This window comes from Kitasatospora sp. GP30 (assembly GCF_029892145.1).
Taxonomy (GTDB): domain Bacteria; phylum Actinomycetota; class Actinomycetes; order Streptomycetales; family Streptomycetaceae; genus Kitasatospora; species Kitasatospora acidiphila.
This window is the reverse complement of record NZ_JARZAH010000010.1, coordinates 107,087-133,706: the sequence shown is the minus strand read 5'-3', so window position 1 is coordinate 133,706 and position 26,620 is coordinate 107,087. Positions and strand designations below refer to the sequence as shown.

Genomic DNA, 26,620 nt, shown 5'->3' with positions numbered 1-26,620 from the left:
TAGCGAAGCATGACGGTGCGTCAAACATGCAGGTGAGAGGCCGCCTCATACGTCGCCTCAGGCGGTGGTCACCGGCCCCAGGACGGTGTCCAGACCGGAGAAGGCATACGCCGTCTGCCCCGTGAAGCCCAGCGCCAGATCCAGCCGCTCGCGGCTGTAGCCGTCCATGTCGGGCAGCTCGTCCTGGGCGAACCAGGCCACCTCCAGTGACTCATCGTCATTGACCCGGGCCTGTCCGTCCACCACCGAGCAGCGGAAGGTCAGTTCCAGGTACTGCACCTGGTCCCCGTTGGGATAGGTCACCAGCGGCGAGACGGTCACCGAGGTCAGCTGCTCGGGCGCCACCCGCACCCCGGTCTCCTCGAAGCACTCCCGCACGGCGGCGTCGGCCGGCTGCTCGCCCGGGTCCACGATGCCGCCGACCAGTGCCCAGCAGCCGGTGTCGGCCCGCCGCCCGAGCAGCACCCGCTGCTGTTCGTCAAGGACCACGACACACGCCGCGGTGAGCCAGAGCGGCCGGGTGCCGACCAGGGTGCGCAACTCTGCGAGGAAGGGGGGAATCGCCATGGGGAGAGCCTAGACGGCGATCGCTTCCGCCCGGCCCGGAAACGTGAAACCCCCCAGGTCCGGCCCGGACTTGCGACAGTACGCCGGGCGCGGTGGCAGCCTGCGGACAGTCGGCCGGGTTCGCTGGCGGCCGGCCGGGTGACGAGCGAGGCTGGGGAGCCGAAAGGGCCGTCCGACGGCTGCGTGCGGTGCGGCCGCGGGGGAGATGAGGTGGCCAGATGAACGTCGACAACCCTGAGCAGACGACACGGCAGGACACCCTGGAGGTCCCGGTCCTGCTCCCCGAGCCGCTGGCGGTGCTGCCCCTCGCCGACCCGGCCGAGCTGGCGGCCCGTCGGCTGCTCGCCCAGGAGCCCGAGGTGCTGGCCGGCTACCAGCAGGCGCTGCGGGAGATCAACAGTCCGCTGGTGGCCGACCCGCACGCCTGGGAGCAGTGCGTGGTGCAGGCCCGGCGGACCCTGATGGACTGCGCGGTCAGCCTGGCCGAGGGCCGGGCCACGGTGACCGGCACCGAGATCGCCGAGGTGGTGAACCTGGGCGGCGAGCGGATCCGCCACGGTCTGCACCTGACCCACTCGATAAGAGCCGGGATGCTGCTGCTCGACGTGGTGCTGAGCGCGCTGGCCACCGCCGTCACCGAGGCCGGCCTGTCCGAGGCGGACCCGGACCACGAGGAGGCGGACGGGCGCTGCCCGGAGTGCAGCGCGCCCGACCGCTGGGCCGAGGAACTGGCCGCCGCCCGCTGCGGGCACTGCAGCGGCCACTACACCGCCGCCGTTCGCTCGCTCCAGGAGGGCGTGAGCCGGCGGCTGGCGCTCGGCTCGATGGGCTACGACACCTTCCTGCTGGGCAGGGTGCAGGAGCTGAACGACCTGGGCCGGCTGCGGCTGGCCCGGGAGATCCACGACCAGCTGGGCAACTCGCTCAGCCTGGCGCTGCGCCAGCTGGAGCTGGCCGAACTGCGCGCCGAGCCGGCCGCCGACCCGCACCTCAAGGCGGCCCGAACGGCCGTGCTGGAGGCCATGGACACCACCCGGCAGCTGGTCACCGAGCTGCGCCACTGCAATGTCGCGGGATCGCTGGAGCTGGCGCTCAAGAGCTTCGCCTCCGCCATGTCCGAGGCCGGCGGCGCGGTGCGGATCTGGGTGAAGGGCTCCGACGACTGGGTGCCGGCCGAGCTGGCCGAGGAGCTGTTCATCATCGTGCGCGAGTGCCTGCGCAACTCCCTGCGGCACGCCCAGGCGGGCAACATCGTGGTGCACGTGGACATCGCCCCGCACGAAGTGCAGGCCGAGGTGCTGGACGACGGCCGCGGCTTCGACCCGGCCGCGCCGCCGGGCAGCTCCAACGGCCTGACCGGGATGCGGGAGCGGGTCCAACTGCTGCACGGCACGCTGGACATCGCGTCCACCCCGGGCAAGGGCACCCAGGTGATGATCTGGATCCCGATCGAGGAGCGGCCGGCATGACCGCCCCGGTCGCGCCCGAACCGCCCACCGGGGTCCCCGCGGCCGAAGGCCCGGCCGCGGTCCGGATCCTGGTCGCCGACGACCACACCCTGCTGCGCGAGGCGCTCTGCGAACTGCTCGCCACCGAGCCGGGCTTCGAGGTGGTGGCCCAGGCCGGCACCGGCACCGAGACGGTCGCGCTGGCCGCCCGGCACCGCCCGGACGTGCTGCTGCTGGACATCGAGATGCCGGAGAACGACCCGCCGGTGACGGTCCGTCGGCTGCTCGCCCAGCAGCCCGAGCTGCGGATCATCGTGCTCAGCATGGACGACGGGCGCCGCCTGGTGCAGGAGCTGCTGGCGCTGGGAGTCTGCGGCTACCTGCACAAGAGCGTCAGCCGCCAGACCCTGGTCTCCACGGTCCGCCAGCGGGACGAGGGCAAACACACGGTGACCGTCTCGGTCAGCCCGGGGAGCGTGTGGCAGGGCGGTGAGGCGGCGGACGACGAGCTGCCGGGCGGGCTGTCGCAGCGCGAGGTGGAGGTGCTGGAGTGGACCGCCCAGGCACTGAGCAACCGTCAGATCGCCTCCCGGCTGGGCATCACCGAGGGCACCGTCAAGCGCCATCTGCGCAACATCTTCGGCAAGTTGGACGCGGTCTCGCGGATCGACGCGGTGAACAAGGCGGTTGAGCTGGAGCTGATCCCGCCGCTCGGCGGCCGCAGCCGCCGCTGAGCAACCAACGGCGGCCGCCGCCACGCAAGCGGGGCCGCCGATCCGTCAACGGCTGCCGCCGCGTCGTCAACGCAGCCGGAGGAAGCTGTAGTTGCGCCCGATCTGCCGGAAGCCGCGGTGGGCGTACCAGTCCTTGGGCCAGTCCGCCGCGTCGGCGTTCAGGAAGAGCTGCGGGATGCCGGCCTCGGCGGCCAGCGCCAGACCGGTGGCCAGCAGGGTGTCACCGTGGCCCTGCCCGCGGTGCGGCTCGGCGGTCACCAGGTCCTCCAGCTGGGCCAGCCCGGCGGCGCGGTCCAGGTAGAGGTCGACCCAGCCGGCGATCTCGCCGTCCGGCGCCCGCACGGCCAGGAAGAGCACCTCCTCGGCGCCGTGCAGCCGGGCCGCGCGCCGCCCGTGCAGCTGCCGGGCCAGCTCCTCGTCCCCCGGCCACCAGCGCAGCTGCTGGGCGAGCACCGCCTCCCGCAGCTCGGCCACCGAGACCGGCTCGGCGGCCGGCTCGGGGCGCACGCACCCGGCGGTGTCCCGGGCCAGCACCAGTTCGACGTCCAGGCCGTACCCGGCGGCGGCCAGCACCGGCTCGGCCCGCCGGCCGAGCGCCTCGTCCAGCACGCTGATCCGGTAGTCCCGGCGGTCCCCCAGGCCCTGCGCGGCGAGCGCGGGGAGCGCCGCCGGGTCGGCCTCGGGCCCGGGCACGACCAGCTGGTTCTGCTCCTGGGAGCGGGGGAAGCCGGGGTGGCGGATCGCGAATGCGCCCGGCAGTTCGACGGTCTCGGGGGCTTGACGGCGGGCGAAGGCGGCGCGGAAGGCGGTCACGCGCTGGAGCAGATCCGACATTCCGCCATCGTGTGATCGTTCCCTGGTCCGGGCAACCGGATTTCCCCTACCCTGCCGGGCATGGGATCACGGGGGTTGCGGGGCGCCTGGTACGCCAACGACGGCCTGGCGTTCCTGCTGGAGCTGGCCGCGCTGGCCTGGCGGACCCGGACCGACGGAGCGTCAGCCCGGGTCGTCGCACTGATGGACCGTCAGTCCACCGGCAGCCGAGCCACCAGCAGCCGGCCCTCCATGGTGACCCCGCCGTCCATCGCCACCGCGAGCTCGTCGGCGTAGATGTACGGGCCGGGCACGTACGGCGGCTCGCCGGTGTCGGCGGTGGCCTCGCCGGTCAGGTACGGGATCGGGCTGTGCCCGTGCACCACCCGGTGGCCGCCGTAGGTGGAGAGCAGCTCGCCGGCCGCCATCGGCCCGCCGGGACCGCGGAACGCGAACCGCTTGGTGAACCGGCGGAACGCGTCCCACCACTCGTCCGCGCCCTCGTCGGCCAGCAGGTTGTGCACCGCGTCGTTGACCTCGGCGATCGAGTCGCCGAACTCCAGGTAGGCGGTGGTGTCGGAGTGCAGCAGCAGGTGGCCGTCCTCCAGCGCGATCGCCGGCAGCCGCTTCAGCCAGCTGATGTGGTGGCCCTGCAGCCGCTCCAGGTCGTGCTGCTGGCCGCCGTTGAGCAGCCAGGCGGCCCGGAACGAGGCGGTGCCGGCGGTGGACTGCACCGGCTCGTCGCCGTACCGGTGGGCACCGAGGAAGAGCAGTTCGTGATTGCCCATCAGGGCCCGGCAGTAGCCGCCGGCCGCGGCCGCCTCGGCGGCCAGCTGCATCACCAGGTCGATGACACCGATGCCGTCCGGACCGCGGTCGGTGAAGTCGCCGAGGAACCAGATCCGGGCCCGCCCGGCCGACCAGTGGCCGTCGGCGTCCACCAGGCCCTGCTGGTGCAGGGCGCCGAGCAGCTCGTCCAGGTAGCCGTGCACGTCGCCGACCACGTAGAGCGGGCCGACCGGGCCTGGCTCGCCGATCGGCGGTAGCTGCGGCGCGGGGCGCAGGTCGTCCTCGCTGATCGGCGGGCCGAGCTCGATGGTCGGCGGGTCCTCGGTCTGCATGGCGGGCGGCTCGGGCGCCTGGAAGATCGGCTGGGTGGGTGTGGCGTGCCCGGTCACCGGCCAGTGCTGCTCCAGGTAGCGCGCGCCGCCGTACCCGCTGTAGGTGGCGTCGGTCCCGGTCGGCCGGCTCTCCGGGTCGCCGGGCGAACCGGGGTAATCCGCAGGGGTGTTGGGCTCGTAGTACGAGCCGTACGGCAGCACGTCGAGGTCCTGGTGCGGGTGGCGGCCTGAGTGGTGCGGTTCAGGCCCGGGGAAGCGGTCCTCGGGTGTCATCCGCCCATCATAGGAAGACCACTCTCCCGTCGTCCTCACCCGGTGGCCATCCAATCGATTTAGGGGGAATCTCTGCGAACGGCCCCGCGCGGTGTCAGACCTCGCCGGGGGCGCGTGGAGCGCTGACGGTGGTTCGGGGGCTGCGGCGCTGCGAGGAGGCCCGCACGATCAGCTCGGTCGGCATCAGCGTGCCCGGTGGCGGACCGCTGCCGGCGGTCCGGTAGCGGGGCTGGAAGAGCCGCGAGACGTCCACTCCGGTACCGGAGTCGACCCCCTCGATCGCGTCGATCAACAGGTTGACCACGGTGGTGCCGATCCGGCGCGGCTTGAGCGAGAGGGTGGTGATCGGCGGCTCGGTGCCTGCGTAGACGTCGCTCTCGCTGCAGCAGACCAGCAGCAGGTCGTCCGGCACCCGCAGGCCGTAGCGGCGGGCGGCGGCCAGCAGGTCGGTGCCGTTCGGGTCGAAGAGGCCGTAGACCGCGTCCGGCCGGTCCGGGCGGGCCAGCAGCCGGTCGGCCGCCACCGCCCCGGCGGCCGGGTCGTGCGCCGGGTAGGCCTCGTAGACCGGCTCCTGGCCGACGTGGGCGCACCACGCCAGATAGGCCTCGGTACTGAGTCGGGTGTAGGTGTCGGTGCTGGTGCCGGTGAGCAGGCCGATCCGGCGGGCGCCGGCCTCGCTGAGGTGGTCCAGGATCTCCAGCACCGCGGCCTCGTGGTCGTTGTCCACCCAGGCGGTGACCGGGCAGTTGCCCGGCTTGCCGTCGCTCACCACCGGCACGCCGGACCGGTAGAGCTCGCTGACCAGCGGGTCCTGGTCGGCCGGGTCGATCACCACGGTGCCGTCCAGGGCCACGTTGCTCCACACGTCGTGCCGGGAGGAGGCGGGCAGCACCACCAGGGCGTAGCCGCGGCCGAGCGCGGCGCTGGTGGCGGCCCTGGCCATCTCGGCGAAGTAGGCGAACTCGGTGAAGGTGAACGGCTCCTCGCCGTAGGTGGTGACGGTCAGTCCGATCAGCCCGGAGCGGCCGGTGCGCAGCGTCCGGGCGGCGGCGGACGGCCGGTAGCCGAGGCGCTCGGCGACCTCGCGCACCCGGCTGCGGGTTTCGTCGGGCAGGCGGCCCTTCCCGTTCAGCGCGTCGGAGACGGTGGTGATCGACACTCCGGCGGCTGCTGCCACATCCCGGATGCCGGCCCGTTCCAGACGTCGTGAGGTGGTGGCCCGCCGACCGCTCTGGTTGGCTGCTGCTGTCATGGCGCCACCGATCGTATGGTGCGTCAGGCATTGGTTGAACCACCTGTGCCGCGGCCTCGGAAGAACCGTTTCTCCTCGCTGCCGACGCATTCGACCCCTTGGATCGATGGTCTGATTTAGGCCGAATACCTCTGACATGTGCCATTGGAACGAGCGACAATGGCTGATCTGGGGCGGTGCTCCGGCCGGACATCTCACTCTGACGGGTGAGCGTGCTCGGTATCGTTCTGAGCACCCGACCGGGGACCGAACGCCGCGTGTGCCACCGGCGCGCAATTGAGCGCCGGGGCGCGCACGCAGCCTTGGTGCACGCCCTACCGGGCGTTCCCAGAGAGTGAAGGAGCACCATCGTGAGCGGTACGGCAGACCAGGGCCCGCGCCTGAGGCCGAGCCTCGACGGCATTCCCAGCTACAAGCCCGGCAAGCCGGCCGGTGCTGACGCGTTCAAGCTCTCCTCCAACGAGAACCCCTACGAGCCGCTGCCCGGCGTCCTGGAGGCCGCCGTCGCCGCCGCCGGCGCCATCAACCGCTACCCGGACATGGCCGCCACCGAGCTCACCGAGGAGCTGGCCAAGCGGTTCGACGTGCCCGCCGAGCACATCGCGCTCGGCACCGGCTCGGTCTCGGTGGCCCAGTCGCTGGTGCTGTCCACCGCCGGCCCGGGCGACGAGGTGATCTTCGCCTGGCGCTCCTTCGAGGCCTACCCGATCATCACCCAGGTCGCCGGCGCCACCCCGGTCCAGGTGCCGCTCACCGCCGACGAGGCGCACGACCTGGACGCGATGCTGGCCGCGATCACCCCGCACACCCGGCTGGTCTTCGTCTGCAACCCGAACAACCCGACCGGCGTCGCCATCCGCCGCGCCGAGCTGGAGCGGTTCCTGGACGCCGTGCCGAGCGACATCCTGGTCGTGGTGGACGAGGCCTACCGCGAGTTCCTCCGCGACGAGCAGGTGCCGGACGGCATCGGGCTCTACCGCGACCGCCCGAACGTCTGCGTGCTGCGCACCTTCTCCAAGGCCTACGGCCTGGCCGGCCTGCGGGTCGGCTTCGCGATCGCCCACGAGCCGGTGGCCACCGCGCTGCGCAAGACCGCCGTCCCGTTCGGCGTCAGCCAGCTCGCCCAGGACGCGGCGGTCGCCTCGCTGCACGCCGAGGACGCGCTGCTGGTCCGGGTGGCGGCGCTGGTCGAGGAGCGCACCCGGGTCGCCGCCGCGCTGGCCGAGCAGGGCTGGACGCTCGCCGACTCGCAGGCCAACTTCGTCTGGCTGCGGCTCGGCGACCGGACCATGGACTTCGCGGCGGCGGCCGCGGCGGCCGGTGTGATCGTCCGACCGTTCCCCGGCGAGGGAGTCCGCGTCACCATCGGCGAGACGGCCGCCAACGACATCTTCCTGTCGGTGGCGCAGGCCTTCCGCGCCGAGCTCTGATCCGGGTCCGGGGTGCCCGCCCGCCGGGCACCCCGGGCGCTCACTGCCGGGCGGCCGCGCGCTCGATCGAGCTGCGCTCCACACAGAACTCATTGCCCTCCGGGTCGCCGAGCAGCGCCCAGCCGAGGCCGTCGGGCCGGCGGTGGTCGGCCAGCAGGGTGGCGCCCAGGCCGAGCAGCCGGTCCACCTCCTCGTCCCGGGTGCGGTCGCCGGGCTCCAGGTCCAGGTGCACCCGGTTCTTCACGCTCTTGCCCTCGGGCACCGGGATGAACAGCAGGTTCGGCAGCGGCGAACCCTCCGGAGCCGCCACCATCACCTCCGGCTGCTCCTCGGTGCCGTCGTTGTGCATCGGCCGCCCCGTCACGGCGGACCAGAAGGCACCGAGCTCGAACGGGTCGTGGCAGTCGAAGGTGATGCTGCGGACGCGGGACGTCATATCGGCCTCCTGGCCTGGCAGTCGACGGTTCGTCAGGTCACACGTACTGTCTCGGGTACTGGTCTCACGTACTCGACACAGTTGATCATGTCCGCCGCCCGGGGCGTAGAGTCGGCGGCATGACCGGGGTGGGAGCGGACACGGCGGCGACGGGTGCGGCCGCCTGGGAGCGGCGGACCGCCGAGCTGGCCGCGCTGCGGGCCGGCGGACGCTGGCCGCACGGACCCTCCACCGCCCTCGCGGTGCTCGGCCAGGGCGGGCTGGAGGCCGCGCACCAGCGCTACCTCGCCTTCCTGCTCGACCCGCACGGCACCCACGGCCTGGGCAGCACCCTGCTCGCCGCCCTGCTGCGCCGCGCCCGGCGACCGGACCTCGCGGCGGACACCGCCGCACTGGCCGAGGCCGGGGCGACGGTCCGGGCGGGCGGCACGCTGCTGGTGAGCAGCCCGCGCTTCACGCTGGTGGTGGAGCTGCGGATCCGGGCCGCCGAGGGCCGGCCCGCCAGGCTCGGCTGCTCCGCGGACCCGGTGCTCGTCCACCTGACCCCGAGCGGCCGCCCCGGGCCGTCCGCCGCCCACCACCCGGTCTCGCTGCTCCAGCTCTCCCGGGACCTCGCCGCCGCACTCCAGACCCCGGCCCGCGGCGGCACCCACGAGGAGCGGGGCCGCGCCCTGGCGCGCGACTACCTCAACGTCCTGGAGGATCTGCTCGGCATGAGTCCGGTGAACGACGCCGCGGCCCGCTTCTGGCTCACCCACGGCCCCGACATGGCGGCCGCCCGGCAGGCGGCCCGGGAGCTGCTGGCCGGCCTGCCCGACCGCACCCACGCGGCGCTCGCCGACCTGGCGCCCCGGCTGGGTGACGGCCTGGAGGTGGCCTGGATCGAGTACCAGGCCTTCGACGGTCCGGAGGTGGCGGTGGTCCTCGGCCGCCGCGAGTGGCTGGCCCCCGGGCAGCCCCGCTGCGGGTTCGGGCTGGGCCAGCGGCGGGTCGAGGGCGGGTCCGACGGCGAGTGCGCGCCGTTCGTCGGGTTCTACTGCGAGGACGACCGGACGCGGGACGCCGTCTCCGCGCACTTCGGGCGCGAGCAGCGGGGCCGCCACTGGGCCCGCTGGGCACCGCTGCCGCTGCGCCCCGAGCCCCGGATGCCGGTGCTGGAGGGGCTGGCCCGCCGGGTCGCGGAGAGCGTGACCATGGGGTGGCGGGAGGACGGCGAGGTGATGGAGCGGCTCCGGGCGAGCGGAACCGCCGGGCACTGACGGTTCGTTAGAAGGCTTGTGGGAGTCAACAAGGAACGCATGCTGGCCGGCGACTGGTACGTCCCCGACGACGAGGAGCTGGCCGCCGACACCCGGCGCCGGGCCGAGCTCTGCGCGGCCTTCAACGCGGAACCGCCCGCCGAGGAGCGCCGCCGGATCCTGGCCGAACTGCTCGGCTCACTCGGCGCCGACGTCGGGATCCGCCCGCCGTTCCGCTGCGACTTCGGCTACCACATCACCATCGGCGACCGGACGTTCGTCAACTTCGGCGCCGTCTTCCTCGACGCCGCCCCGATCACCCTGGGCGCCGACGTCCAGATCGGCCCCAACGTCCAACTCCTCACCCCCACCCACGAGCTGGACCCCGCCCGCCGCCGCGCCGGCTGGGAGCGCGCCCTCCCGGTGACGATCGGCGACAACGTCTGGCTCGGCGGCGGCGTCATCGTCTGCCCGGGCGTCACCATCGGCCCCGACACCGTCGTCGGCGCGGGGTCCGTGGTCACCCGCGACCTCCCGGCCGGGGTGCTGGCCGTGGGCAACCCGGCCCGGGTGGTACGGGAGTTGGGGTGAGCATTCACTCCGCCGCCGGCGGTGCCGGGCGCCTGGCTGCTCTGGCCCGCCTGGGCGGCGGTACCGGTCACCCCGCTGTCACTGGCCTGCGTGGCGACCGAGCAGCCCCGCTGGCACCGGCTACTGGACGGCCCTAACTCGGAGTCTTAGCACGGAAGTCGACCCAACCGACTTCCCACTCCTGCGGCCCGCCCCCCTCACGACGGCTCCCACACCGAGCAGTCATGTGCGAACAGCACCCGCCGGGGATCGAACTCCATCAGCCGGTCGACCCACCTGCGATAGTTCGGCAGTGGCTGCGCCACCCCCTCCAGCGCCGCCCGCCGCGCGAGCTGGGCCGACGCGAACTCCGAGGCGAAGTCGTGCGCTTGGCCGGCCAGCAGCACCGTCCCGTCCGCTTGCCGCACCACCAGCGACTGATGCCCGGCCGTGTGCCCGGGAGTCGGGATGACCCACACGCCGGGCCACACCTCGGCCTCCCCGCCGAGCTCCTCATAGACCACACCCGGGAAGTCCACCAGCTCCTCGAACGTGTACTCCCCCCGCCGAGCCTCGGCCAGTTCGCCACGCTGCACCAGGATCGGCTTGCCGCCCAGCAGCGGGTTGCCTCCGCAGTGGTCGAAGTGCAGATGGCAGTTCACCACCACGTCGATGTCCGCGACCTCGACCCCCGCCCCCGCGAGCGCGGCCTCCAACGGCCGCCGCCGCGGCCGGTAGTGCGCCTCGGTCTCGGTATCCGCGGCGCCCATCCCGGTGTCGAAGAGGACCAGCCCCTCCGCACGCCGCACCAGATACCCGAGCACCGGCTCCACCCGTGGCTCCGGGCCGCCCGTCTCACCGGCCGGCCGAACGAAGTACCCGAGGTCGAGTCGACGCACCTGCGCGTTCTGCTCCATCCAGCCATCTTGGCCGGGCTCGTGGCGTCGGCACAGCGCTTTACGCGGGCCAGGAGCGCAGCGCTTGACCCTCACGCGGCGTGATGCGGCATTGTCAACGGCGTGGAAGAGCACCTGACCGTGGGACGTGTGGCCGAGCTGGCCGGCGTGAGCGTCCGCACGCTGCATCACTATGACGAGATCGGCCTCGTGCAGCCGTCTGCGCGGTCCGCGATCGGGTACCGGGCCTACTCGGCGGGTGACGTGGAGCGACTGCGGGAGGTTCTCGCCTACCGGCGGCTGGGCTTCGGGTTGCGCGAGATCGCGGATCTGGTGGACGACCCGACAACGGACGCGGTCGCGCACCTGCACCGGCTGCGCGGCCTGCTGCTGGAACAGCGCGACCGCGCTGCCGCCATGGTGGCGGCGATCGACCGGGAACTGGAGGCACGGGCCATGGGGATCAGGACGACACCGGAGGAACAACTCAAAGTGTTCGGCGCGCAGTTGTACGAGGCCATCGGATCCGCCTACCCGGCGACGCGGCGCACCGAGCCGCGGATCGCCGCGCAGATCTGGGACGCGCTCGGGGACGCACAGACGGTGCTGAACGTCGGGGCCGGCACCGGCTCCTACGAGCCCGCTGATCGCAACGTGACCGCGGTGGAGCCATCGGCCGTCATGCGGGGGCAGCGGGCTGCCGGCTCGGCGCCGTGCGTGGCCGCCGCCGCGGAGAGCCTGCCGTTCGAGGACCAGTCCTTCGACGTCGCGATGGCCGTCTCCACCGTTCACCACTGGGGGGACCCGATAGCGGGGCTGCACGAGATGCGGCGCGTGGCCCGCCGCGTGGTGGTGCTCACGTTCGACACCGACGAGCCCGGCTGGCAGGACCGGTTCTGGCTCACCCGCGACTACCTGCCCGAGTTCGCCGGCGTCCTCGCAGGATTTCCCTCGCTTGCCGGCATGGCTGACGCGATCGGCGCCCGCGCTGAACCGGTGCCCATCCCGTGGGACTGTGCTGACGGCTTCTTCGAGGCCTACTGGCGCCGGCCCGAGGCGTACCTGGAGGAACACGTGCGCCGCGCGATGTCCGTGTGGACCAGGGTCGGGCCCAAGGTCGAGCAGCGGGCAGTCGGCAGGCTCCGCGAGGACCTTGCCTCGGGCCGGTGGGAGGAGCGCAACCGCGACCTCAGCGGCCTGGACGCGGCAGATCTCGGACTCCGCCTTCTCGTGGCCTGAACCGTCGTGTGCGAGTGGGTGGATCACGGGCTCAGGTCGAGGTCATTCCCCGAACAGCTCCTCCAGGTGGTGCCGCAGGATCGCCAGCGCCGCCTCCCCGTCTCGCTGGCCCCCCAGCACACTTGAGCCCAGCCCGTTGACCATCGCCAGCAGTCCGGCGGCCGTCATCTCGGGGTTCCTCGCCGCGTCGACCTCCCCGGCCTCCTGGGCCGCGCGGATCTGCTTGGCGAGGAACCCCTCCAGCAGGTCGGGCTGGGCGGCGCCGTGCTTGGCGAGCACCTCGGGATCGTTCAACACCAGGGCGTAGTAAGCGGCGTAGGTCCTGGTGATCCGGCGGCTCTCGGCGTCCGTGGGCAGGATGCAGGACAGCACCGCCGTCACGTTGCCGCGCGGGGTGGGCGGGGTGCCGGCCGCGGTGATCCACTCGGCCATGCGGGCCTGGAGTTGGGTGCCGAGGCGCTCCAGGGCGTCGAGGAGCAGGCCTTCCTTGGTCGTGAAGTAGTACTGCACCAGCCGGAGGGAGACGCCGGCCTCGGCGGCGACCGCGCGCATGCTGGCCGACTGCAGGCCCTGGGTGTCGGCGATCCGCAGCAGCGCTTCGGCGATCTGGCGCCGGCGTTCCTCGTGTTCGACTCGCGCGGTCATGCTGCGATACCTCCCTGGTACACCCGTATCATGCCGTGATACAGATGTATCATGCGAATCAGCCAGTTCAAGAACGCCAAGGCCGAGGACCGATTCCGCACCGCCTACGAGCGGACGCTGGCAGAACTGTGGCCGGGCCCGCGCACCGCCGTGGACGTCCCGACCGCCTTCGGCACCACCCGCGTCTACCGAACCGGCCCGCAGCGCGGGGAGCCCATCGTGCTGCTGCCCGGCTCGGGCGGAAACGCGCTGATGTGGCACCGCTACATCGACCCGCTGAGCCGGCGGCACCCCCTGATCGCCGTCGACACCATCGGCGAACCGGGCGCGAGCGTGCAGACCGCCGCAATCGCGGACGGGCGGGACGGCGCCGCGTGGCTGGAAGAACTGCTGGCCGCACTGGAAGTGACGTCCGCTCACCTGGTCGGCTGCTCCTACGGCGGTTGGCTCGCCCTGGGCCACCAGATCCAGCACCCCGGACGGACCGCCTCCCTCACCCTCCTCGACCCCGCGGGCTTCGCCACCTTCGGCCCCCGCTTCTACGCCTGGCTGATCGCCGGCGGGCTCGCCTCCGCCGCGCCGCGCCCGCTCCGCCCCCGGCTGGCCCGCCTGGTGGGCAACAGCGCGATCCTGGAGACCGAACTGATGAGCCTGATGCGCGCCTCGATGGGATTCAGCCGCGCCCTCCCGGTGCCCCCGGTCTTCTCGGACGACGAACTGCACCGGCTCGGCGACGTGCCGTCCCTGTTCCTGCTCGGGGCCCGCAGCGCCCTCCACGACTCGGGCCAAGTCGCGGACCGCATCCGCTCGTCGGTGCCCTCGGCCCGGGTGGAGATCGTGCCCGGCGCCGGTCACGCACTGCCGACCGACCAACCGGACCTGGCGATCGACCGCATCCTCCGCGCCGTCGCGAACGCCTCCCGCAACCGCCTGTGAAGCCCCCCGAAGGCTGACGCCAAGTCTGGGCTTGACCTTGACCCTGCGTCAGCCTTCGAGCATGGGGACATGACGACGACGCAGCCCCCGCAGCCCGCTCTGACGGCCACCGGTCTCCGCAAGTCCTACGGCCCCAAGACCGTCCTCGACGGCATCGACCTCACCGTCCCGGCCGGCACGGTGTTCGCGCTCCTGGGCCCCAACGGCGCGGGCAAGACCACCACCGTCCGCATCCTCTCCACCCTCATCCCCGCCGACGCCGGCCAGGCCCGGATCGCCGGCCACGACCTGGCGGCCGCGCCCGAGGCCGTCCGGGCGGCGATCGGGGTCACCGGGCAGTTCTCCGCCGTGGACAACCTGCTCACCGCCAAGGAGAACCTGGTCCTGATGGCGGACCTGCACCACCTCGGCCGCCGCCCGGGCCGCCACCGCGCCGCCGAGCTCCTCGAACGCTTCGCGCTCACCGAGGTCGCGGACAAGCCGATCTCCACCTACTCCGGTGGCATGCGGCGCCGGCTGGACCTGGCGATGACGCTGGTCGGGTCGCCGCAGGTGATCTTCCTGGACGAGCCGACCACCGGCCTGGACCCGCGCAGCCGCCGCGACCTCTGGCAGATCGTGGGTGAGCTGGTCGCCGACGGGGTCACCATCTTCCTCACCACGCAGTACCTGGAGGAGGCCGACCAACTGGCCGATCGGATCGCGGTGCTGGACGGCGGCCGGATCGTCGCCGAGGGCACGGCGGCCGAGCTCAAGCGGCTGATCCCGGGCGGGCACATCACCCTGCGGTTCGCCGACGCGGCCGCGCTGGCCACGGCGGCCCGGGCCCTGGAGGCGACCGCCGTGGACGAGGACGCCCTGACCGCGCAGATCCCCAGCGACGGCGGCGTGGAGTCGCTGCGGTCCGTGCTCGACCGGCTGGACGCCGCCCGCGTCGCCGCCCAGGAGCTCTCGGTGCACACCCCGGACCTGGACGACGTCTTCCTGGCCCTGACCGGCGATCGCTGACCCCCGGCCCCACTCACCCCTCACCCTCGAAGGACTCCCGATGAGCACCCACACCGTCACCGACACCCTCACCCTGCTGCGCCGCAACCTCCGGCACACCCTGCGCTATCCGTCCATGACGATCGGATCGGTCTTCGGCCCGGTGATCATGCTGCTGCTGTTCGTCGGCGTCCTCGGCAAGACCCTCGGAGCCGGGCTCGCCGGCTCCCACAGCGGCGGCTACATCAGCTACATCGCGCCGGGCATCATCATCACGGCGGTGGCGTCGGGCAGCATGGCCACGGCGGTCGCGGTCTGCGTCGACATGACCGAAGGCATCGTCGACCGGTTCCGGACCATGCCGATATCGAGGGTCGCCATCCTGGCCGCCCATGTCATCAACAGCGTCCTGACCACCGTGGTCAGCACCGCCTCGGTGATCGCCGTCTCGGTGGCGCTCGGCTTCCGCCCGCACGCCGACCTCGCGCACTGGCTGGCCGCCGCCGGTCTGATGCTCGCGCTGACCGTCTCGCTGACCTGGCTGGCGGTGGCGATGGGCCTGGTCTCCGAGACCCCGGAGGCGGCCAGCAACGCGCCGATGCTGATCGTCTTCCTGCCCTTCATCGGCAGCGCGTTCGCTCCGGCGTCGTCGATGCCGGTCGGGGTCCGCCAGTTCGCCGAGTACCAGCCCTTCACGCCCGCCATCGAGACCATCCGCGGCCTGCTGACCGGCGCCCCGGTCGGCCACAACGCGATCATCGCGCTGGCCTGGTGCGTCGTGATCGCGGCGGCCGGCTACACCTGGGCCGTGGGCTCCTTCAAGCGCGGTCGGGCACACTGATGACCTTGATCACGAGCCGGCGCCGCCGCCGGTCCAGGGGGTTGTCGATGCTGACCATCAAGCGGCTTGCCGAGTACGTCGGGGTGACGGTGCGCGCGGTGCGGCACTACCACCAGACCGGGCTGCTGGCCGAGCCCGAGCGCGACGCCTCCGGCTACCGGCGGTACGACGCGCAGGCAGTCATCGACCTGATCCGCGTCAAGACCCTGGCCGAGGCGGGCGTCCCGCTGACCCGGGTGCAGGAGCTGATGGCCGCCGACCCCGAGCAGTTCGCGGCGGCCGTCACGGAGATCGACAAGGCGCTGGCCCAGCAGATCCGCGAGCTGAAGGAACGCCGCCGCCGGGTCGCCCACCTCACGGCCGGCGAGCAGCTCTTCCTCCCGCCCGAGATCGCCGACTACCTGGCGGAGCTGCGGGCCCTCGGGGTCAGCGACCGGGGGCTGGCGATGGAGCGGGACGGCTGGATCATGCTCGCCGCCAACTACCCGGAGAAGGCGCTGGAGTGGATCGCGCTGAAGCGCGCCGACCTGACCGACCCGGACTACCGGCAGTCCTACCTCGCCTACGACCAGGCCTACGACTGGGACCCGGCCGACCCCCGTCTGGAGCAACTCGCCGACGCCATGGCCGGCCGCTTCGTCCAGCAGGTCCAGGATGCGGGCGCGGACCTCGCGGAGCTCTCCGACCGTCAGGTCCTCTCCGCCGACGAGCAGTCGCTCCTCTCCGCCCATGTGAACGACTACTCCCCGGCCTGGATCCGCCTGAACGAACTCATCGCCCACCGCGTCCACCGCGTCCAGGCGGCGGCGTCCGGCGGTGAGTGACGGTGGCCTGCGATGTTTCACGTGAAACCTCGCGGGCCTCGGCCGTTTGAGCGAGCAGTGTCGGCCGGGTGGCCAGGACATCCGTGCGGACGGCGAGTGGGCCGACCCGGTCAGACCGCTGCTGTGAACCGGGGGCCGTTTATGCTCGCGGGATGACGACCACCTGGGAGCCTGGGACCGCAGGTCTGCTGCGACTGCCGTCGGGGCGGCTGGTGCGCGGCAGGGGGCTGCTGAATCCGTTGCCGGTGGGGCAGTTGCCGACGTTCGGGCTCTACCTGCTGGACAACCGACCGCCTGCCGCGGAGTGGGAGTCGGACTGGCTGCGCTGGCCGGACTTCGGGGTGCCGGCTGACAACGCTGAGGTCGCGGCCGTCCTGCGCGAGGTGTGGCACCGGCTCGGGGAGGAGCGGGTCGAGCTGGCCTGCGCAGCAGGGAAGGGGCGGACCGGGACGGCGCTGGCCTGCCTCGCCGTGCTGGACGGGGTGCCGAACGGCGAGGCAGTGGCCTATGTGCGGGAGCACTACTCCCCGGAGGCGGTGGAGACGCCCGCGCAGGGCCGCTATGTGGCGCGCTTCCACTGAGATTCCGCTGAGCGGGTCAGGCCAGCAGCAGCGAGGCGAGCGCGGGGGCCAGGTAGACCAGCGGGAACGGGATGTGGCCGTAGGCGCGGGCCCGGGCGCAGGTGATGGCGGCGCCGAGGAAGTACAGCACCAGGCCGATGCCGGCCAGGGTGCCGATGACCGGCACGGCCAGGCCGACCAGCAGACCCACGGCGCCCGCGACCTTGGCGGCGCCGAGGAACGGCCACCACGAGCGCGGGACGCCGTACTGGGTGAGCGGCTCGACGACGAACTTGGCGCGGGCGACGATGGATCCGCCGGAGAAGCCGGCCATGACGGCGGCCAGGACGGTGACGACGGTGTAGGTGGTGGACATCGGGTTCTCCTCGTTCGCTTTGTTCGGTGTGGTGCTTCCGTGCGGCTTCGCTGAGATGACCCCGGGCCGCGCGGGAATGTGACAGAACGAGGAGAAGTTTTTTTCGTCAGTCCGTGAGAGAAGCCAACTCCCAGGCAGTGCGCACCCGTTCGGCGACCTCATCGGCCTGGCGCAGGCCTGCGCGGTAGGCGGGGACTTGGGCGGCCGGGTCCATCGGGTTGGCGCCGAAGGCACGCACCGACTCCTCGTCGGGTCCGATGCTCAGCTCGGTGTCGGTCTCGGCGGCGCGCTGCGGGTACTGATGGGCCATCGGCTCGATCGCGACCAGCCGCCGGGCGCCGGCCGCGAGGTCGGCGTTGCTGCCGGCCCGCAGCGCGCCGTCCAGGTACCGCCTGCCGTTGACGGTGACCGGCGGCGCCGTGCCCGGGAACGCACTGCTGGCCGCGACCGCTTGGGACAGCGGCACACCGGAGTCGCGGTCCCACACCACCGGTTCGCCGTCCTCGGCCGCCACGGCGGGGATCAGCAGCCGCCGCTCGGGCCAGTCGTCGGTGCCGATCAGCGCGCGGCGCCCGGCGATCAGGGCCTGCTCCAACTCGGGGTCGGCGGTGGCGAGAGCGATGGCACCCACTCGGCGCCGCGCCTCGCCCGGCTCCTGCCCCGGGGTGCCGAGCACCGCGAACACCTCGCCGAGCCGGCTGCCGTCCAGCCGCCCCTGCGGCCCGGACCCGCTCGGGGGCGTGTCGAACACCTCCAAGTCCTGCCCGGCGCACAGCATCCCGGCCACGATCGCACCGGCCGAGGTCGCCACGACCAGGTCGGCCTCCGCCAGGTCCACGCCCGCCCGGCGCAGGCCGACCAGCAGGCCGGCCGTCCAGGCGGTACCGACCTGACCCCCAGGGCCCAGCACCAGGGCGCGGTCGATGGTGTTCATGATCATCCCCCGTCAACTATCGTGCATGCGAAGCGACTTGATCATCATATGCGTTACCTGCTCAGACGTGCCGCCAATCCGTCGAGGATCACCTGCAGTCCGAACTCGAAGGCGCCGTCGGGGGCTGCCGCGTAGTCGGTGGCGGCGGCGGTGTCGATCCGCTCGCGCAGGCGCGGGAGGTCGCGGGCGATCTCGGTGCTGCGGGCGACGGCTTCGGCCATACGCTGCTCGGCGTCCTCGCCGGCGCGGTTGAGGCGGCGGGTGAGGGAGACGTCGGCGGCGGGGCCGAGCGCGTTGCCCAGGACGTAGAGGAGGACGGTGGCGGCGGCCCGGTCCGCGTCGGCGGGGGCGAAGCCGGCCTGCTCGTAGAGGGCGAGGGTGTGGTCGTCGTGGCGGGCCATGGCCGGGCCGTACATCAGGTGGCTCCCGAAGGCCTGGCTGAGCCAGGGGTGGCGGCCCAGCATCTCGTGCAGGCTGGTCGCCATCGCGGTGGCGGCGGTGCGCCAGTCGGTGGCGGCGAGATCGGGCAGTCGCACCTCGTCCCAGACCGTGTCGGCGGCGAGCCGGACCAGTTCGTCCTTGGTCTTGATGTGCCAGTAGATGGCGGTGGCGGCCGCGCCGAGGCGGCTGCCGAGGCTGCGCATGTTGAGCCCGTCCAGGCCTTCCCGGTCGAGGAGTTCGATGGCGGCGCGGACGATCTGGTCGGCGGTCAGCGTGTTGCGGGGCATGGCACGCAGTCTAGTTGAACTTAGTTCAGGCGAAGGTCTTGCACTTAGTTCAACTGGCGGGCTACCTTCTTCTCGTACTTAGTTCAAGTTCTCAAGGGGGAAGACATGAACCAGCACGAGCAGCTCGCCGCCTTCGTTGCCGCCACGGCCGAGGAGTTCGGCGTGCCCGGCCTCTCCGTCGGCATCCTGACGGACGGGCAGGAGCTCACCGCCGCCCACGGCGTGACCAGCGTGGACAACCCGCTGCCGGTGACCGCCGACACGCTGTACCCGCTGGCCTCGGTGTCCAAGACCGTCACCGCCACCGCGGTGATGCGGCTGGTCGCCCAGGGCCGGGTGGAGCTGGACGCGCCGGTGCGCCGCTACGTGCCCGAACTGCGGCTCGCCGACGAGACGGCCGCCGAGCGGATCACCGTGCTCACCCTGCTCAACCACACCGCCGGTCTCGACTGGAACCTGGTCGGCGCCGCGGCGGGGGACGGGTCGCTGGCGTCCTTCGTGGCGGCGATGGCCGAGCTGCCGCTGATCGCCGAGCCGGGAGCCCGGGCGTCCTACAGCCAGGCCGGCTACAACCTGCTCGGGTTGGTGATCGAGAAGGTCACCGGGCTGCCGTTCGAGAAGGCCGTGGCGGAGCTGGTGTTGGAGCCGGTCGGGCTGCGGAACAGCTTCTTCGACACGGACGACATCATGGTTCGGCGGTTCGCCGTCGGCCACAACCGCGGCGAGGACGGGGAGTTGCGACCGGCCACCCCCTGGCGGGCGTTCCGCTCCGACGACCGCGCCAACAACCCGGGCGGCGGCCTGGTCTCCTCGGTGAGCGACCTGCTGCGCTGGGCCCGGTTCCACCTCGGCACGGGCGACGGCGTGCTGCCCGCCGAGCTGCTGCGCGGCATGCGGGAGCAGACCGTGGAGCTGCGCGCCAGCAGCTTCGGGGACGGCATTGGGATCTGCTGGTTCCTGCGCGAGGTGGGCGGTGCGCGGACCATCGGGCACGGAGGTTCGGGCAACGGCCAGTTCACCGAGCTGCTGATCGTGCCGGAGCGGAACTTCGCGGTGGTCTCGCTGGCCAACGTCGGCCCGGACGGCTACAACGCCAACCAGCGCGTGGTCGCCTGGGCGCTGGAGCACTACCTCGGCCTGGTCGAGGAGCAGCCGGAGCCGGTTGCCCACGACGAGGCGAAGGCCCGCGAGGTGGCGGGCCGCTACGAGAACGATGCGATGGTCGTGGACGTCGCCACCGACGGCAGCGGGCTCACCCTGGCGGTCGGGATCAAGCCGGAGATCCGGGCGGCGGCCGACGAGGAGATGCCGGCGGACTACGAGCCGGCCGCCTTCGGGTTCCTGGCCGAGGACGGCGACGAGTACGTCATCACCGAGGGCGGGCTGACGGGGCAGCGCGGCTACTTCAGCCGGGACGCGGGGGGTGCGGTGACCGGGGTGGACCTGGCCGGGCGGCTCTTCACCCGCAGCGCCTGAACCCGCAGCGCCGGACTAGAAGCCCGGGAACCCCCGGAAGACGCCGTCCTCCTCGACCTCCCGGGCGACGTCGTCGAACTCCAGGTTGGCCAGCGAGAGCTCCGTCTCCACGGACTGCAGTTCGCTGGCCACCACCCGGATCGACCGCTGCTCCAGGAGATCGACGAGCAGAACCGGAAGTTCGTGCGAGGAGAACGTCACTTGGTCGGCCAGTGCCACCAGCCGCTGGGCGACGTCCTCGGGCAGCAGCGGGATGACCTGTTCGGTGCTCAGGCCGGCGTACCCGGGCTCCTCCACCAGTGCCACGTCGGCAACGGAGCCCTCTTCGGACGGGGTGCGGACGGCGCTGCACAGGGCGTCCCAGCCGGCCTGGTCGGCGAAGTCGGTGCGGATCAGCAGGGTCACCGCTCCAGGTTAACCGAGCAGAGCTGACACGGCGTCAACAAGGAGCTGGGGCGCGCGGAGTGGCGGCAGATGGTCGACGCCGGGCAGCACGGTGAGCCGGCAGCCGGGGAGCCGGCGGGCCATCTCCAGGTTGAGCTCGATCTGCGGCGGCCAGTCGAGGTCCCCGACCAGCAGCGCGCTGGGCACCGCGACCTCGCCCAGCCGGTCGTAGCTCGGCGGGTCCTCGCGCAGGAACTCGTCCTCCCCGGGCCAGGCCTTGGCCGCCGAGCGCAGCTGGGCCACCGCCGCCGGGTCGGAGCCGGCCGCTCCCCACACGCGCAGTCCCCAGGCGGTGAGCCCGTCGAGGTCGCCGGCCGCGACCAGCGCGTCGTACTCGGCGTCCAGTTCCGGTGTCGGCGGCCACTCGTAGCCGCTGACACCGGGGCAGAGCAGGGCGAGCGCGCTGACCCGCTCGGGGTGCTGCAGTGCCAGGGCGAGCGCGGTCGCGCCGCCCATGCTGCAGCCGACCAGCGGGACCCGCTCCAAGCCGAAGTGGTCGAGCACCGAGACCAGGTCGGCCGACATCGAGTACGGGACGGTCGGGGCCGGCGAGTTGCCGTAGCCGCGCACGTCGTAGCGGATCACCCGGTAGCGGGCGGTCAGGCCCGGCAGCATCGGCTCCCAGATGCGTGCGTCGCCGACTCCCGGGTGCAGTAGCACAACTGGTGGTCCGTCACCGCCGCTGTCATAGGCCCGGACGGTGCCGCCCGCGACCGTGACGTCATGCGCCGTGGTGTCAAGTGCCGTGCCGTCCAACGCCATACGGGTTCCCTCCGCGATTTCCGATTCCCCCGGCCGCGAGTGTGGCGCAACAATGAGCCGCATGCTCACCATTGACAGGCTGACCGAGGGCGACCGCGCGGACTGGGCGGAGCTCTTCCGCGACTACTTCACCTTCTACAAGCGGGACGAGCCGCAGGAGACCTACGACCGCTCCTGGGCCGGCTTCCAGGAGGACACCCGGATCCACGCGCTCGGCGCCAAGCTGGACGGGCGGCTGGTCGGGATCACCCACTTCCTGGTGCACGCCAACACCTCGGGCCCGGACGTCTGCTACCTGCAGGACCTGTTCACGGCCGCCGACGTGCGCGGCAGGGGCGTGGCGCGGGCGCTGATCGAGGCGGTGGTCGAGTTCGCCCGCGAGCGCGGCTGCGGTCGCGTCTACTGGATGACCCACGAGACCAACGCCACCGCCCGGCTGCTCTACGACAAGGTGGCCGACAACCGCGGCTTCATCCGCTACCAGATCGACCTGTGATCGACCGGTAGGCGCCAGGCCTCTCGGGCTCCCGGGGCCCCGAGGGACTCGTGAGATCCACGACCCAGGTGGCTGGGAAGACTCTGGGAGTTGCCTCAACGGCGTCTTCGACGGGCAGAGTCAACTGGGGCATTTGTCCAAATATGTCGGCAACCGCCTGGACTGGGTGGTTCAGCGTCCACCCAGGCGGCGCCCAGGGCTTCGCAAGAGCACGGGGCGACCCTTGACAGCCATGAAGGTCCTCCCGCGACGGCGTGGCGCCGTCCTCGTCAACTCGGTGCTCGGCGCGGCCCTGGTCGCCGGCGGGGTGCTGGCATACACCACCGTGAACAGCACCAGCAGCGCGGCGGCAAGCAAGCAGACAACCCGCACTGCGACCGTCAGCAAGGGCACGGTCCTGGCCACGGTGTCCGGATCCGGCACCCTCTCCTCGCCCACCGACGCGGGCGAGGACTTCGTGACCGGCGGAAAGCTGACTGCCGTGAAGGTGTCGGTCGGCGACACCGTCACCCAGGGCGAAGTGCTGGCCACCGTGGACACCACCGCGGCGCAGCAGGCAGTGGACGCGGCCAACGCGGCACTGTCGACGGCGCAGGCGGGGGTGGACTCGGCACAGGCCAACCTGACCAAGGCGCAGGCGGGGACCACCACGACCAGCACCGTGCCGGTCGGGCAGGCGGGCAACACGGCGGTGCAGGCGTCGTTCACCGGCCCCGGTTCCGGCGGTGGCGGCTCCCGCCCCTCGCCGTCGCCGGATCCGTCGGCCTCGTCCGGTTCGGCCACGCCCACCAGCTCGACGTCCGGTGACCAGACGTCGACCTCGTCGACTTCCCACGGCGGCGGCAGCAACAACGGCGGCGGCAGTAACGGCGGCAGCACCGGCGGCGGCGCCCCCGCCCCGCAGACCACCACCATCACCACCACCAAGGTCGACCCGGCCGCCGTGGCCCAGGCGCAGCAGCAGCTGACGCAGGCCCAGCAGCAGCTCGCCACCGCGCAGACCAACGTCACCAACGCCCAGACGGCGCTGGCCGGCACCACGCTGACCGCCTCGGTCGGTGGCACCGTCGCGTCGGTCGGCGGCAAGGTCGGCGACACCGTCAGCGGTAGCGGCGGCTCCGGGGCGACGGGTTCGGGCGGCAGCGGCAGTGGCAGCTCCTCGGCGTCGAAGACCACGTCGAGCAGCAGCAGCGGCTCCAGCACGCCGTCCGGCTTCATCGTGATCACCAACCCGAGCGGCATGCAGGTGACCGCGGACTTCTCCGAGCTGGACTCGCTCAAGCTGCAGAAGAACCAGTCCGCCACCGTCACCCTCAACGCGCAGTCCGACACGGTGCTCGGCGCGACCGTGCTGAGCGTCAGCTCGCTGCCGGTGAGCAGCGGTTCCAGCGGAGGCGGTGCGAGCTCCGGCGGCGCGGTGCAGTACGCCGCGGTGCTGCAGATCAACGGCGACACCAGCAAGCTGCGCACCGGCATGAGCGCGACCATCTCGGTGGTCACCGGCAAGGCGGACAACGCGCTCTCGGTGCCGGCCGCCGCGCTGGCCGGCACCGGCGCCAGCCGGACCGCCACCGTGGTCAACGCGGACGGCACCACCTCGCGGGTCAACGTCACCGTCGGCATCCAGGGCGACACCACCGACCAGGTGGTCTCCGGTCTGAACGAGGGCGACAAGGTGGAGATCATCCCGACCACCGCAGGCGGCAGCAACGGCTTCCCGAGCGGCGCCTTCCCCGGCGGCTTCGGCGGTGGCGGCGGCCTCGGCGGCGGTGGCCGCGGCGGGGCCGGCGGTGGCGGTGGCGGTGCCCGGACCGGTGGCGGCGGCAGCAAGGGCGGCAACTGATGATCCGCCGCACCCGCAAGTCGCGGGCGGCCGAGGAGCGGCGGCAGGGCCCGCCGCCCCCGGTCATCCAGGTCCACCGGCTCACCAAGTCCTACGGCCACGGCGACGCGACCGTGCACGCGCTGCGCGGTCCGTCCGACCCGGCCACCGGTGAGCCGCAGGGTGTGACGCTGGACATCGAGCAGGGCGATTTCGTTGCGGTGATGGGCAGTTCGGGTTCCGGCAAGTCCACCCTGATGAACATCCTGGGTTGCCTGGACGTGCCGACCGCCGGCCGCTACCTGCTGGACGGCGTGGACGTCGGGCACCTGGACGAGCAGCAGCTCTCGCTGGTGCGCAACCGCAAGATCGGCTTCATCTTCCAGTCGTTCAACCTGGTGCCCCGCACCACCGCGCTGGCCCAGGTGGAGCTGCCGCTGGCCTACGCCGGCGTGCGGGCGGCCGAGCGGCGCCGGCGCGCCGAGGCGGCGCTGTCGCTGGTCGGCCTGGAGCAGCGGATGGACCACAAGCCCAACGAGCTCTCCGGCGGCCAGCAGCAGCGCGTCGCGGTGGCCCGTGCGCTGGTCACCGCGCCCGCCATGCTGCTGGCCGACGAGCCCACCGGCAACCTGGACAGCCGCTCCACCGAAGAGGTTCTGAACATCATCGACGGACTGAACGCGACCGGCCGAACGGTCGTGCTGATCACCCATGAGGACGAGGTGGCCGCCCACGCCAAGCGCGTGCTGCGGCTGGTCGACGGCCAGGTGGTGTCCGACGTGCGGCAGGGCGCGGTGGCCGGACCGCCGCCGCTGCTCGCCGACACCCTGGCGACCACCCGGCAGATCCCGCTGGTCGGAGGCCCCCGATGATCCTCTGGCAGATGATCCGCTTCGCCTTCGCGGGCCTGGCGGCCAACAAGGTGCGCTCCGCGCTCACCATGCTCGGCGTGCTGATCGGTGTCGCCTCGGTGATCCTGCTGCTCGCCGTCGGCAACGGCTCCTCGGTGGCGGTGAAGAACTCCATCACCGCGCTCGGCACCAACTCGCTCACCGTGACGTCCGGTTCGAGCGGCGGCGCCCGCACGGCGAGCACCGTGAAGAAGCTGACCGTCGACGACGCCCGGGCGCTGGCCGATCCGAGCACCGCGCCCGACATCAAGTCGGTCGCCCCGGTGGTCACCACCACCGCGGCTGCCGACTACGGCAACATCTCGTACACCCCCGGCTCGGTGATCGGCACCTACCCGGCGTACTTCGAGACCGCCAACGAGAAGATCGCGCACGGCGACTACTTCAGCAGCGACGACGTGCTCAACTCCCGCAAGGTGGCGGTGATCGGCTCGACCACCGCGCAGCAGCTGTTCGACACCGAGGACCCGGTGGGCAAGCAGATCAGCCTGGGCGGCACCCCGTTCACCGTGGTCGGCGTGCTGGCCACCAAGGGCGGTGCCACCGGCTTCAACGACCCGGACGACGTGGTGATCGCCCCGCTGCCGACCGTGCAGAACGCCTTCACCGGCTTCAGCTCGGTCAACCAGATCCTGGTGGAGGCGACTTCGGCCGACACCACCACCCAGGCCCAGTCCGAGATCACCCAGATCCTGATGGGCACCCACTCGCTGACCGACCCGACCAAGCTGGACTTCCGGGTCAGCAACCAGTCGTCGCTGCTCAGCGCGCGGGAGAGCACCAGCCAGACGTTCACCGTGCTGCTCGGCGCGGTCGCGGCGATCTCGCTGCTGGTCGGCGGGATCGGGATCACCAACATCATGCTGGTGACGGTGACCGAGCGGACCCGCGAGATCGGCATCCGCAAGGCGCTGGGCGCGCCCAAGGCGGTGATCCTGGGGCAGTTCCTGGCCGAGTCCACGCTGCTGTCGGTGATCGGTGCCGGGCTCGGGGTGGCGGTCGGGATGCTCGGCTCGCACTTCAGCGTGGTCGGCATCAAACCGGTGGTGATCCCGTCCTCGGTGCTCGGCGCGTTCGGCATCGCGGTCGCCATCGGCCTGTTCTTCGGCAGCTATCCGGCCAACCGGGCCGCCTCGCTGCGACCCATCGACGCCCTGCGGCACGAGTGAGGAACCCATGAGCATCGACAACGAGCTCACCGAGCTCACCGGCCCCATGGCCGACCCCGTCGACCCGGCCCGGCTGCTGGCCACCCCGCCGGACGCGCGAGACATCAGCGCCGAGCTGGCCGCCCCGCCGCGCCGCAAGCTCCCCTGGCTCAGCCTGCTGCTGGCCGGCGGGGTGATCGCGGCCGGCGCCTTCGCCGGCGGGGCCTGGTACCAGAAGCAGTACGGCGCCACCAGCGGCGGCAACAACCGGGCGGCGGCCGCGGCCGCGGCGCAGCGCGGCTCCCAGGGCGGCGGCGGCCGGACCCGCGGCGGCGGCTCCCAGGGCGGCGGCTCCCAGGGCGGTGCCGGCGGCTTCACCCGCGGCACGGTCAAGCTGGTGGACGGCAGCACCGTCTACCTCACCGACGCCAACGGCAACATCGTCAAGGTGACCACCGACGGCTCCACCAAGGTCTCGGTCTCCCAGGACGGCAAGGTCGGCGATCTGCAGCCGGGCCAGAGCGTGACCGTGGTCGGCACCCCGGACGGCTCGGGCGGCTACTCGGCCAGCCAGCTGACCGAGGGCGGCGCGGCCGCAGCCGGCGGCTTCGGTGGCGGCGGCTTCGGTGGGGGTGGCTTCGGCGGCGGAAGCGCCGGTGGTGGTTCCGCCGGTGGCGGTGCGAAGAACGGCGGGTGACGTCTCCTCAGGAGCG

General features: G+C 72.4%; 29 protein-coding genes. 17 read left to right on the top strand and 12 right to left on the bottom strand.

Annotated features, from left to right (window positions below; all coding sequences use genetic code 11):
- Positions 1 to 57: 57 nt before the first annotated feature.
- Positions 58 to 567: an NUDIX domain-containing protein gene (locus tag P3T35_RS17695; RefSeq protein ID WP_101380580.1), complete on the bottom strand. Its 510-nt coding sequence runs from the start codon at positions 565 to 567 to the stop codon at positions 58 to 60.
- 218 nt (positions 568 to 785) lie between these two features.
- On the opposite strand from P3T35_RS17695, the gene P3T35_RS17690 reads away from it, so the two are divergent.
- Both P3T35_RS17690 and P3T35_RS17685 read left to right on the top strand, forming a co-directional pair.
- Complete coding sequence (locus P3T35_RS17690) at positions 786 to 2,036, top strand: sensor histidine kinase (RefSeq protein ID WP_101380579.1); 1,251 nt, start codon at positions 786 to 788, stop codon at positions 2,034 to 2,036.
- Entirely contained in the window at positions 2,033 to 2,749 is a 717-nt protein-coding gene (locus tag P3T35_RS17685) for a response regulator transcription factor (RefSeq protein WP_101380578.1), read from the top strand. Before P3T35_RS17690 ends, P3T35_RS17685 begins: the two co-directional genes overlap by 4 nt.
- A gap of 66 nt (positions 2,750 to 2,815) precedes the next feature.
- Here P3T35_RS17685 and P3T35_RS17680 read toward each other — a convergent pair whose 3' ends face one another.
- From P3T35_RS17680 to P3T35_RS17670, 3 genes are all read right to left on the bottom strand, one after another.
- Positions 2,816 to 3,583, bottom strand: a complete 768-nt coding sequence (locus tag P3T35_RS17680; RefSeq protein WP_101380577.1) for a GNAT family N-acetyltransferase — start codon at positions 3,581 to 3,583, stop codon at positions 2,816 to 2,818.
- Positions 3,584 to 3,774: 191 nt separating this feature from the next.
- Positions 3,775 to 4,956: a metallophosphoesterase gene (locus P3T35_RS17675; RefSeq protein WP_101380576.1), complete on the bottom strand. Its 1,182-nt coding sequence runs from the start codon at positions 4,954 to 4,956 to the stop codon at positions 3,775 to 3,777.
- Between the two features lie 94 nt (positions 4,957 to 5,050).
- Positions 5,051 to 6,208: a LacI family DNA-binding transcriptional regulator gene (locus tag P3T35_RS17670; RefSeq protein WP_101380575.1), complete on the bottom strand. Its 1,158-nt coding sequence runs from the start codon at positions 6,206 to 6,208 to the stop codon at positions 5,051 to 5,053.
- A gap of 350 nt (positions 6,209 to 6,558) precedes the next feature.
- Between P3T35_RS17670 and hisC the strand changes: the two genes are divergently transcribed.
- Positions 6,559 to 7,638, top strand: coding sequence for a histidinol-phosphate transaminase (hisC, locus tag P3T35_RS17665; RefSeq protein ID WP_101380574.1), 1,080 nt, complete (start codon positions 6,559 to 6,561; stop codon positions 7,636 to 7,638).
- Positions 7,639 to 7,678: 40 nt separating this feature from the next.
- Here the strand turns inward: hisC and P3T35_RS17660 are convergent, their stop codons facing one another.
- Entirely contained in the window at positions 7,679 to 8,074 is a 396-nt protein-coding gene (locus P3T35_RS17660; RefSeq protein WP_101380573.1) for a VOC family protein, read from the bottom strand.
- Between the two features lie 119 nt (positions 8,075 to 8,193).
- Here P3T35_RS17660 and P3T35_RS17655 point away from each other — a divergent pair, with 119 nt between their 5' ends.
- Together P3T35_RS17655 and P3T35_RS17650 are read left to right on the top strand one after the other, a co-directional pair.
- Positions 8,194 to 9,333: a hypothetical protein gene (locus P3T35_RS17655; RefSeq protein ID WP_101380572.1), complete on the top strand. Its 1,140-nt coding sequence runs from the start codon at positions 8,194 to 8,196 to the stop codon at positions 9,331 to 9,333.
- Between the two features lie 18 nt (positions 9,334 to 9,351).
- Complete coding sequence (locus P3T35_RS17650; RefSeq protein WP_101380571.1) at positions 9,352 to 9,903, top strand: sugar O-acetyltransferase; 552 nt, start codon at positions 9,352 to 9,354, stop codon at positions 9,901 to 9,903.
- A 197-nt stretch (positions 9,904 to 10,100) separates the two neighbouring features.
- Here P3T35_RS17650 and P3T35_RS17645 read toward each other — a convergent pair whose 3' ends face one another.
- On the bottom strand, positions 10,101 to 10,799 hold the full coding sequence (locus tag P3T35_RS17645; protein ID WP_101380570.1) for an N-acyl homoserine lactonase family protein: 699 nt from the start codon (positions 10,797 to 10,799) through the stop codon (positions 10,101 to 10,103).
- Between the two features lie 120 nt (positions 10,800 to 10,919).
- Here P3T35_RS17645 and P3T35_RS17640 point away from each other — a divergent pair, with 120 nt between their 5' ends.
- On the top strand, positions 10,920 to 12,017 hold the full coding sequence (locus P3T35_RS17640; protein ID WP_218976795.1) for a MerR family transcriptional regulator: 1,098 nt from the start codon (positions 10,920 to 10,922) through the stop codon (positions 12,015 to 12,017).
- Between the two features lie 42 nt (positions 12,018 to 12,059).
- Here the strand turns inward: P3T35_RS17640 and P3T35_RS17635 are convergent, their stop codons facing one another.
- A complete protein-coding gene (locus P3T35_RS17635; protein WP_101380568.1) occupies positions 12,060 to 12,662 on the bottom strand; it encodes a TetR/AcrR family transcriptional regulator in 603 nt (200 codons plus the stop codon).
- Between the two features lie 51 nt (positions 12,663 to 12,713).
- Here P3T35_RS17635 and P3T35_RS17630 point away from each other — a divergent pair, with 51 nt between their 5' ends.
- From P3T35_RS17630 to P3T35_RS17610, 5 genes are all read left to right on the top strand, one after another.
- Positions 12,714 to 13,598 (top strand): alpha/beta hydrolase, encoded by an 885-nt coding sequence (locus P3T35_RS17630; RefSeq protein ID WP_101380567.1) that lies wholly within the window; start codon positions 12,714 to 12,716, stop codon positions 13,596 to 13,598.
- Between the two features lie 69 nt (positions 13,599 to 13,667).
- A complete protein-coding gene (locus tag P3T35_RS17625) occupies positions 13,668 to 14,606 on the top strand; it encodes an ATP-binding cassette domain-containing protein (protein ID WP_101380566.1) in 939 nt (312 codons plus the stop codon).
- 40 nt (positions 14,607 to 14,646) lie between these two features.
- Entirely contained in the window at positions 14,647 to 15,426 is a 780-nt protein-coding gene (locus P3T35_RS17620; RefSeq protein ID WP_101380565.1) for an ABC transporter permease, read from the top strand.
- A 47-nt stretch (positions 15,427 to 15,473) separates the two neighbouring features.
- On the top strand, positions 15,474 to 16,250 hold the full coding sequence (locus P3T35_RS17615) for a MerR family transcriptional regulator (RefSeq protein WP_101380564.1): 777 nt from the start codon (positions 15,474 to 15,476) through the stop codon (positions 16,248 to 16,250).
- A gap of 152 nt (positions 16,251 to 16,402) precedes the next feature.
- On the top strand, positions 16,403 to 16,831 hold the full coding sequence (locus P3T35_RS17610; RefSeq protein WP_101380563.1) for a protein-tyrosine phosphatase family protein: 429 nt from the start codon (positions 16,403 to 16,405) through the stop codon (positions 16,829 to 16,831).
- A 16-nt stretch (positions 16,832 to 16,847) separates the two neighbouring features.
- Here the strand turns inward: P3T35_RS17610 and P3T35_RS17605 are convergent, their stop codons facing one another.
- From P3T35_RS17605 to P3T35_RS17595, 3 genes are all read right to left on the bottom strand, one after another.
- A complete protein-coding gene (locus tag P3T35_RS17605; protein WP_101380562.1) occupies positions 16,848 to 17,186 on the bottom strand; it encodes a DoxX family protein in 339 nt (112 codons plus the stop codon).
- A gap of 106 nt (positions 17,187 to 17,292) precedes the next feature.
- Positions 17,293 to 18,120 (bottom strand): patatin-like phospholipase family protein, encoded by an 828-nt coding sequence (locus P3T35_RS17600; protein ID WP_143676815.1) that lies wholly within the window; start codon positions 18,118 to 18,120, stop codon positions 17,293 to 17,295.
- Between the two features lie 53 nt (positions 18,121 to 18,173).
- Positions 18,174 to 18,848, bottom strand: a complete 675-nt coding sequence (locus P3T35_RS17595; RefSeq protein WP_101380560.1) for a TetR/AcrR family transcriptional regulator — start codon at positions 18,846 to 18,848, stop codon at positions 18,174 to 18,176.
- Between the two features lie 105 nt (positions 18,849 to 18,953).
- On the opposite strand from P3T35_RS17595, the gene P3T35_RS17590 reads away from it, so the two are divergent.
- On the top strand, positions 18,954 to 20,324 hold the full coding sequence (locus P3T35_RS17590) for a serine hydrolase domain-containing protein (protein ID WP_101380559.1): 1,371 nt from the start codon (positions 18,954 to 18,956) through the stop codon (positions 20,322 to 20,324).
- A gap of 15 nt (positions 20,325 to 20,339) precedes the next feature.
- Here the strand turns inward: P3T35_RS17590 and P3T35_RS17585 are convergent, their stop codons facing one another.
- Both P3T35_RS17585 and P3T35_RS17580 read right to left on the bottom strand, forming a co-directional pair.
- Complete coding sequence (locus P3T35_RS17585; protein ID WP_101380558.1) at positions 20,340 to 20,729, bottom strand: hypothetical protein; 390 nt, start codon at positions 20,727 to 20,729, stop codon at positions 20,340 to 20,342.
- Positions 20,730 to 20,738: 9 nt separating this feature from the next.
- Positions 20,739 to 21,530 (bottom strand): alpha/beta fold hydrolase, encoded by a 792-nt coding sequence (locus P3T35_RS17580; protein ID WP_101380557.1) that lies wholly within the window; start codon positions 21,528 to 21,530, stop codon positions 20,739 to 20,741.
- A gap of 61 nt (positions 21,531 to 21,591) precedes the next feature.
- Between P3T35_RS17580 and P3T35_RS17575 the strand changes: the two genes are divergently transcribed.
- The 5 genes from P3T35_RS17575 to P3T35_RS17555 all read left to right on the top strand — a co-directional run bounded on the left by P3T35_RS17575 (position 21,592) and on the right by P3T35_RS17555 (position 26,604).
- Positions 21,592 to 22,026, top strand: a complete 435-nt coding sequence (locus P3T35_RS17575; RefSeq protein WP_101380556.1) for a GNAT family N-acetyltransferase — start codon at positions 21,592 to 21,594, stop codon at positions 22,024 to 22,026.
- Positions 22,027 to 22,258: 232 nt separating this feature from the next.
- Positions 22,259 to 23,869, top strand: a complete 1,611-nt coding sequence (locus P3T35_RS17570) for a biotin/lipoyl-binding protein (protein WP_101380555.1) — start codon at positions 22,259 to 22,261, stop codon at positions 23,867 to 23,869.
- Positions 23,869 to 24,720, top strand: a complete 852-nt coding sequence (locus tag P3T35_RS17565; protein ID WP_101380554.1) for an ABC transporter ATP-binding protein — start codon at positions 23,869 to 23,871, stop codon at positions 24,718 to 24,720. Before P3T35_RS17570 ends, P3T35_RS17565 begins: the two co-directional genes overlap by 1 nt.
- The gene (locus tag P3T35_RS17560) at positions 24,717 to 25,928 is read left to right on the top strand and encodes an ABC transporter permease (RefSeq protein WP_101380553.1); all 1,212 of its coding nucleotides are present in this window, start codon (positions 24,717 to 24,719) and stop codon (positions 25,926 to 25,928) included. The genes P3T35_RS17565 and P3T35_RS17560 overlap by 4 nt, the downstream gene beginning before the upstream one ends.
- A gap of 7 nt (positions 25,929 to 25,935) precedes the next feature.
- Positions 25,936 to 26,604 carry a hypothetical protein gene (locus P3T35_RS17555; RefSeq protein WP_180356468.1) on the top strand — a complete coding sequence of 223 codons (669 nt, stop codon included), beginning with the start codon at positions 25,936 to 25,938 and terminating at the stop codon, positions 26,602 to 26,604.
- The last annotated feature ends 16 nt before the right edge of the window (positions 26,605 to 26,620 follow it).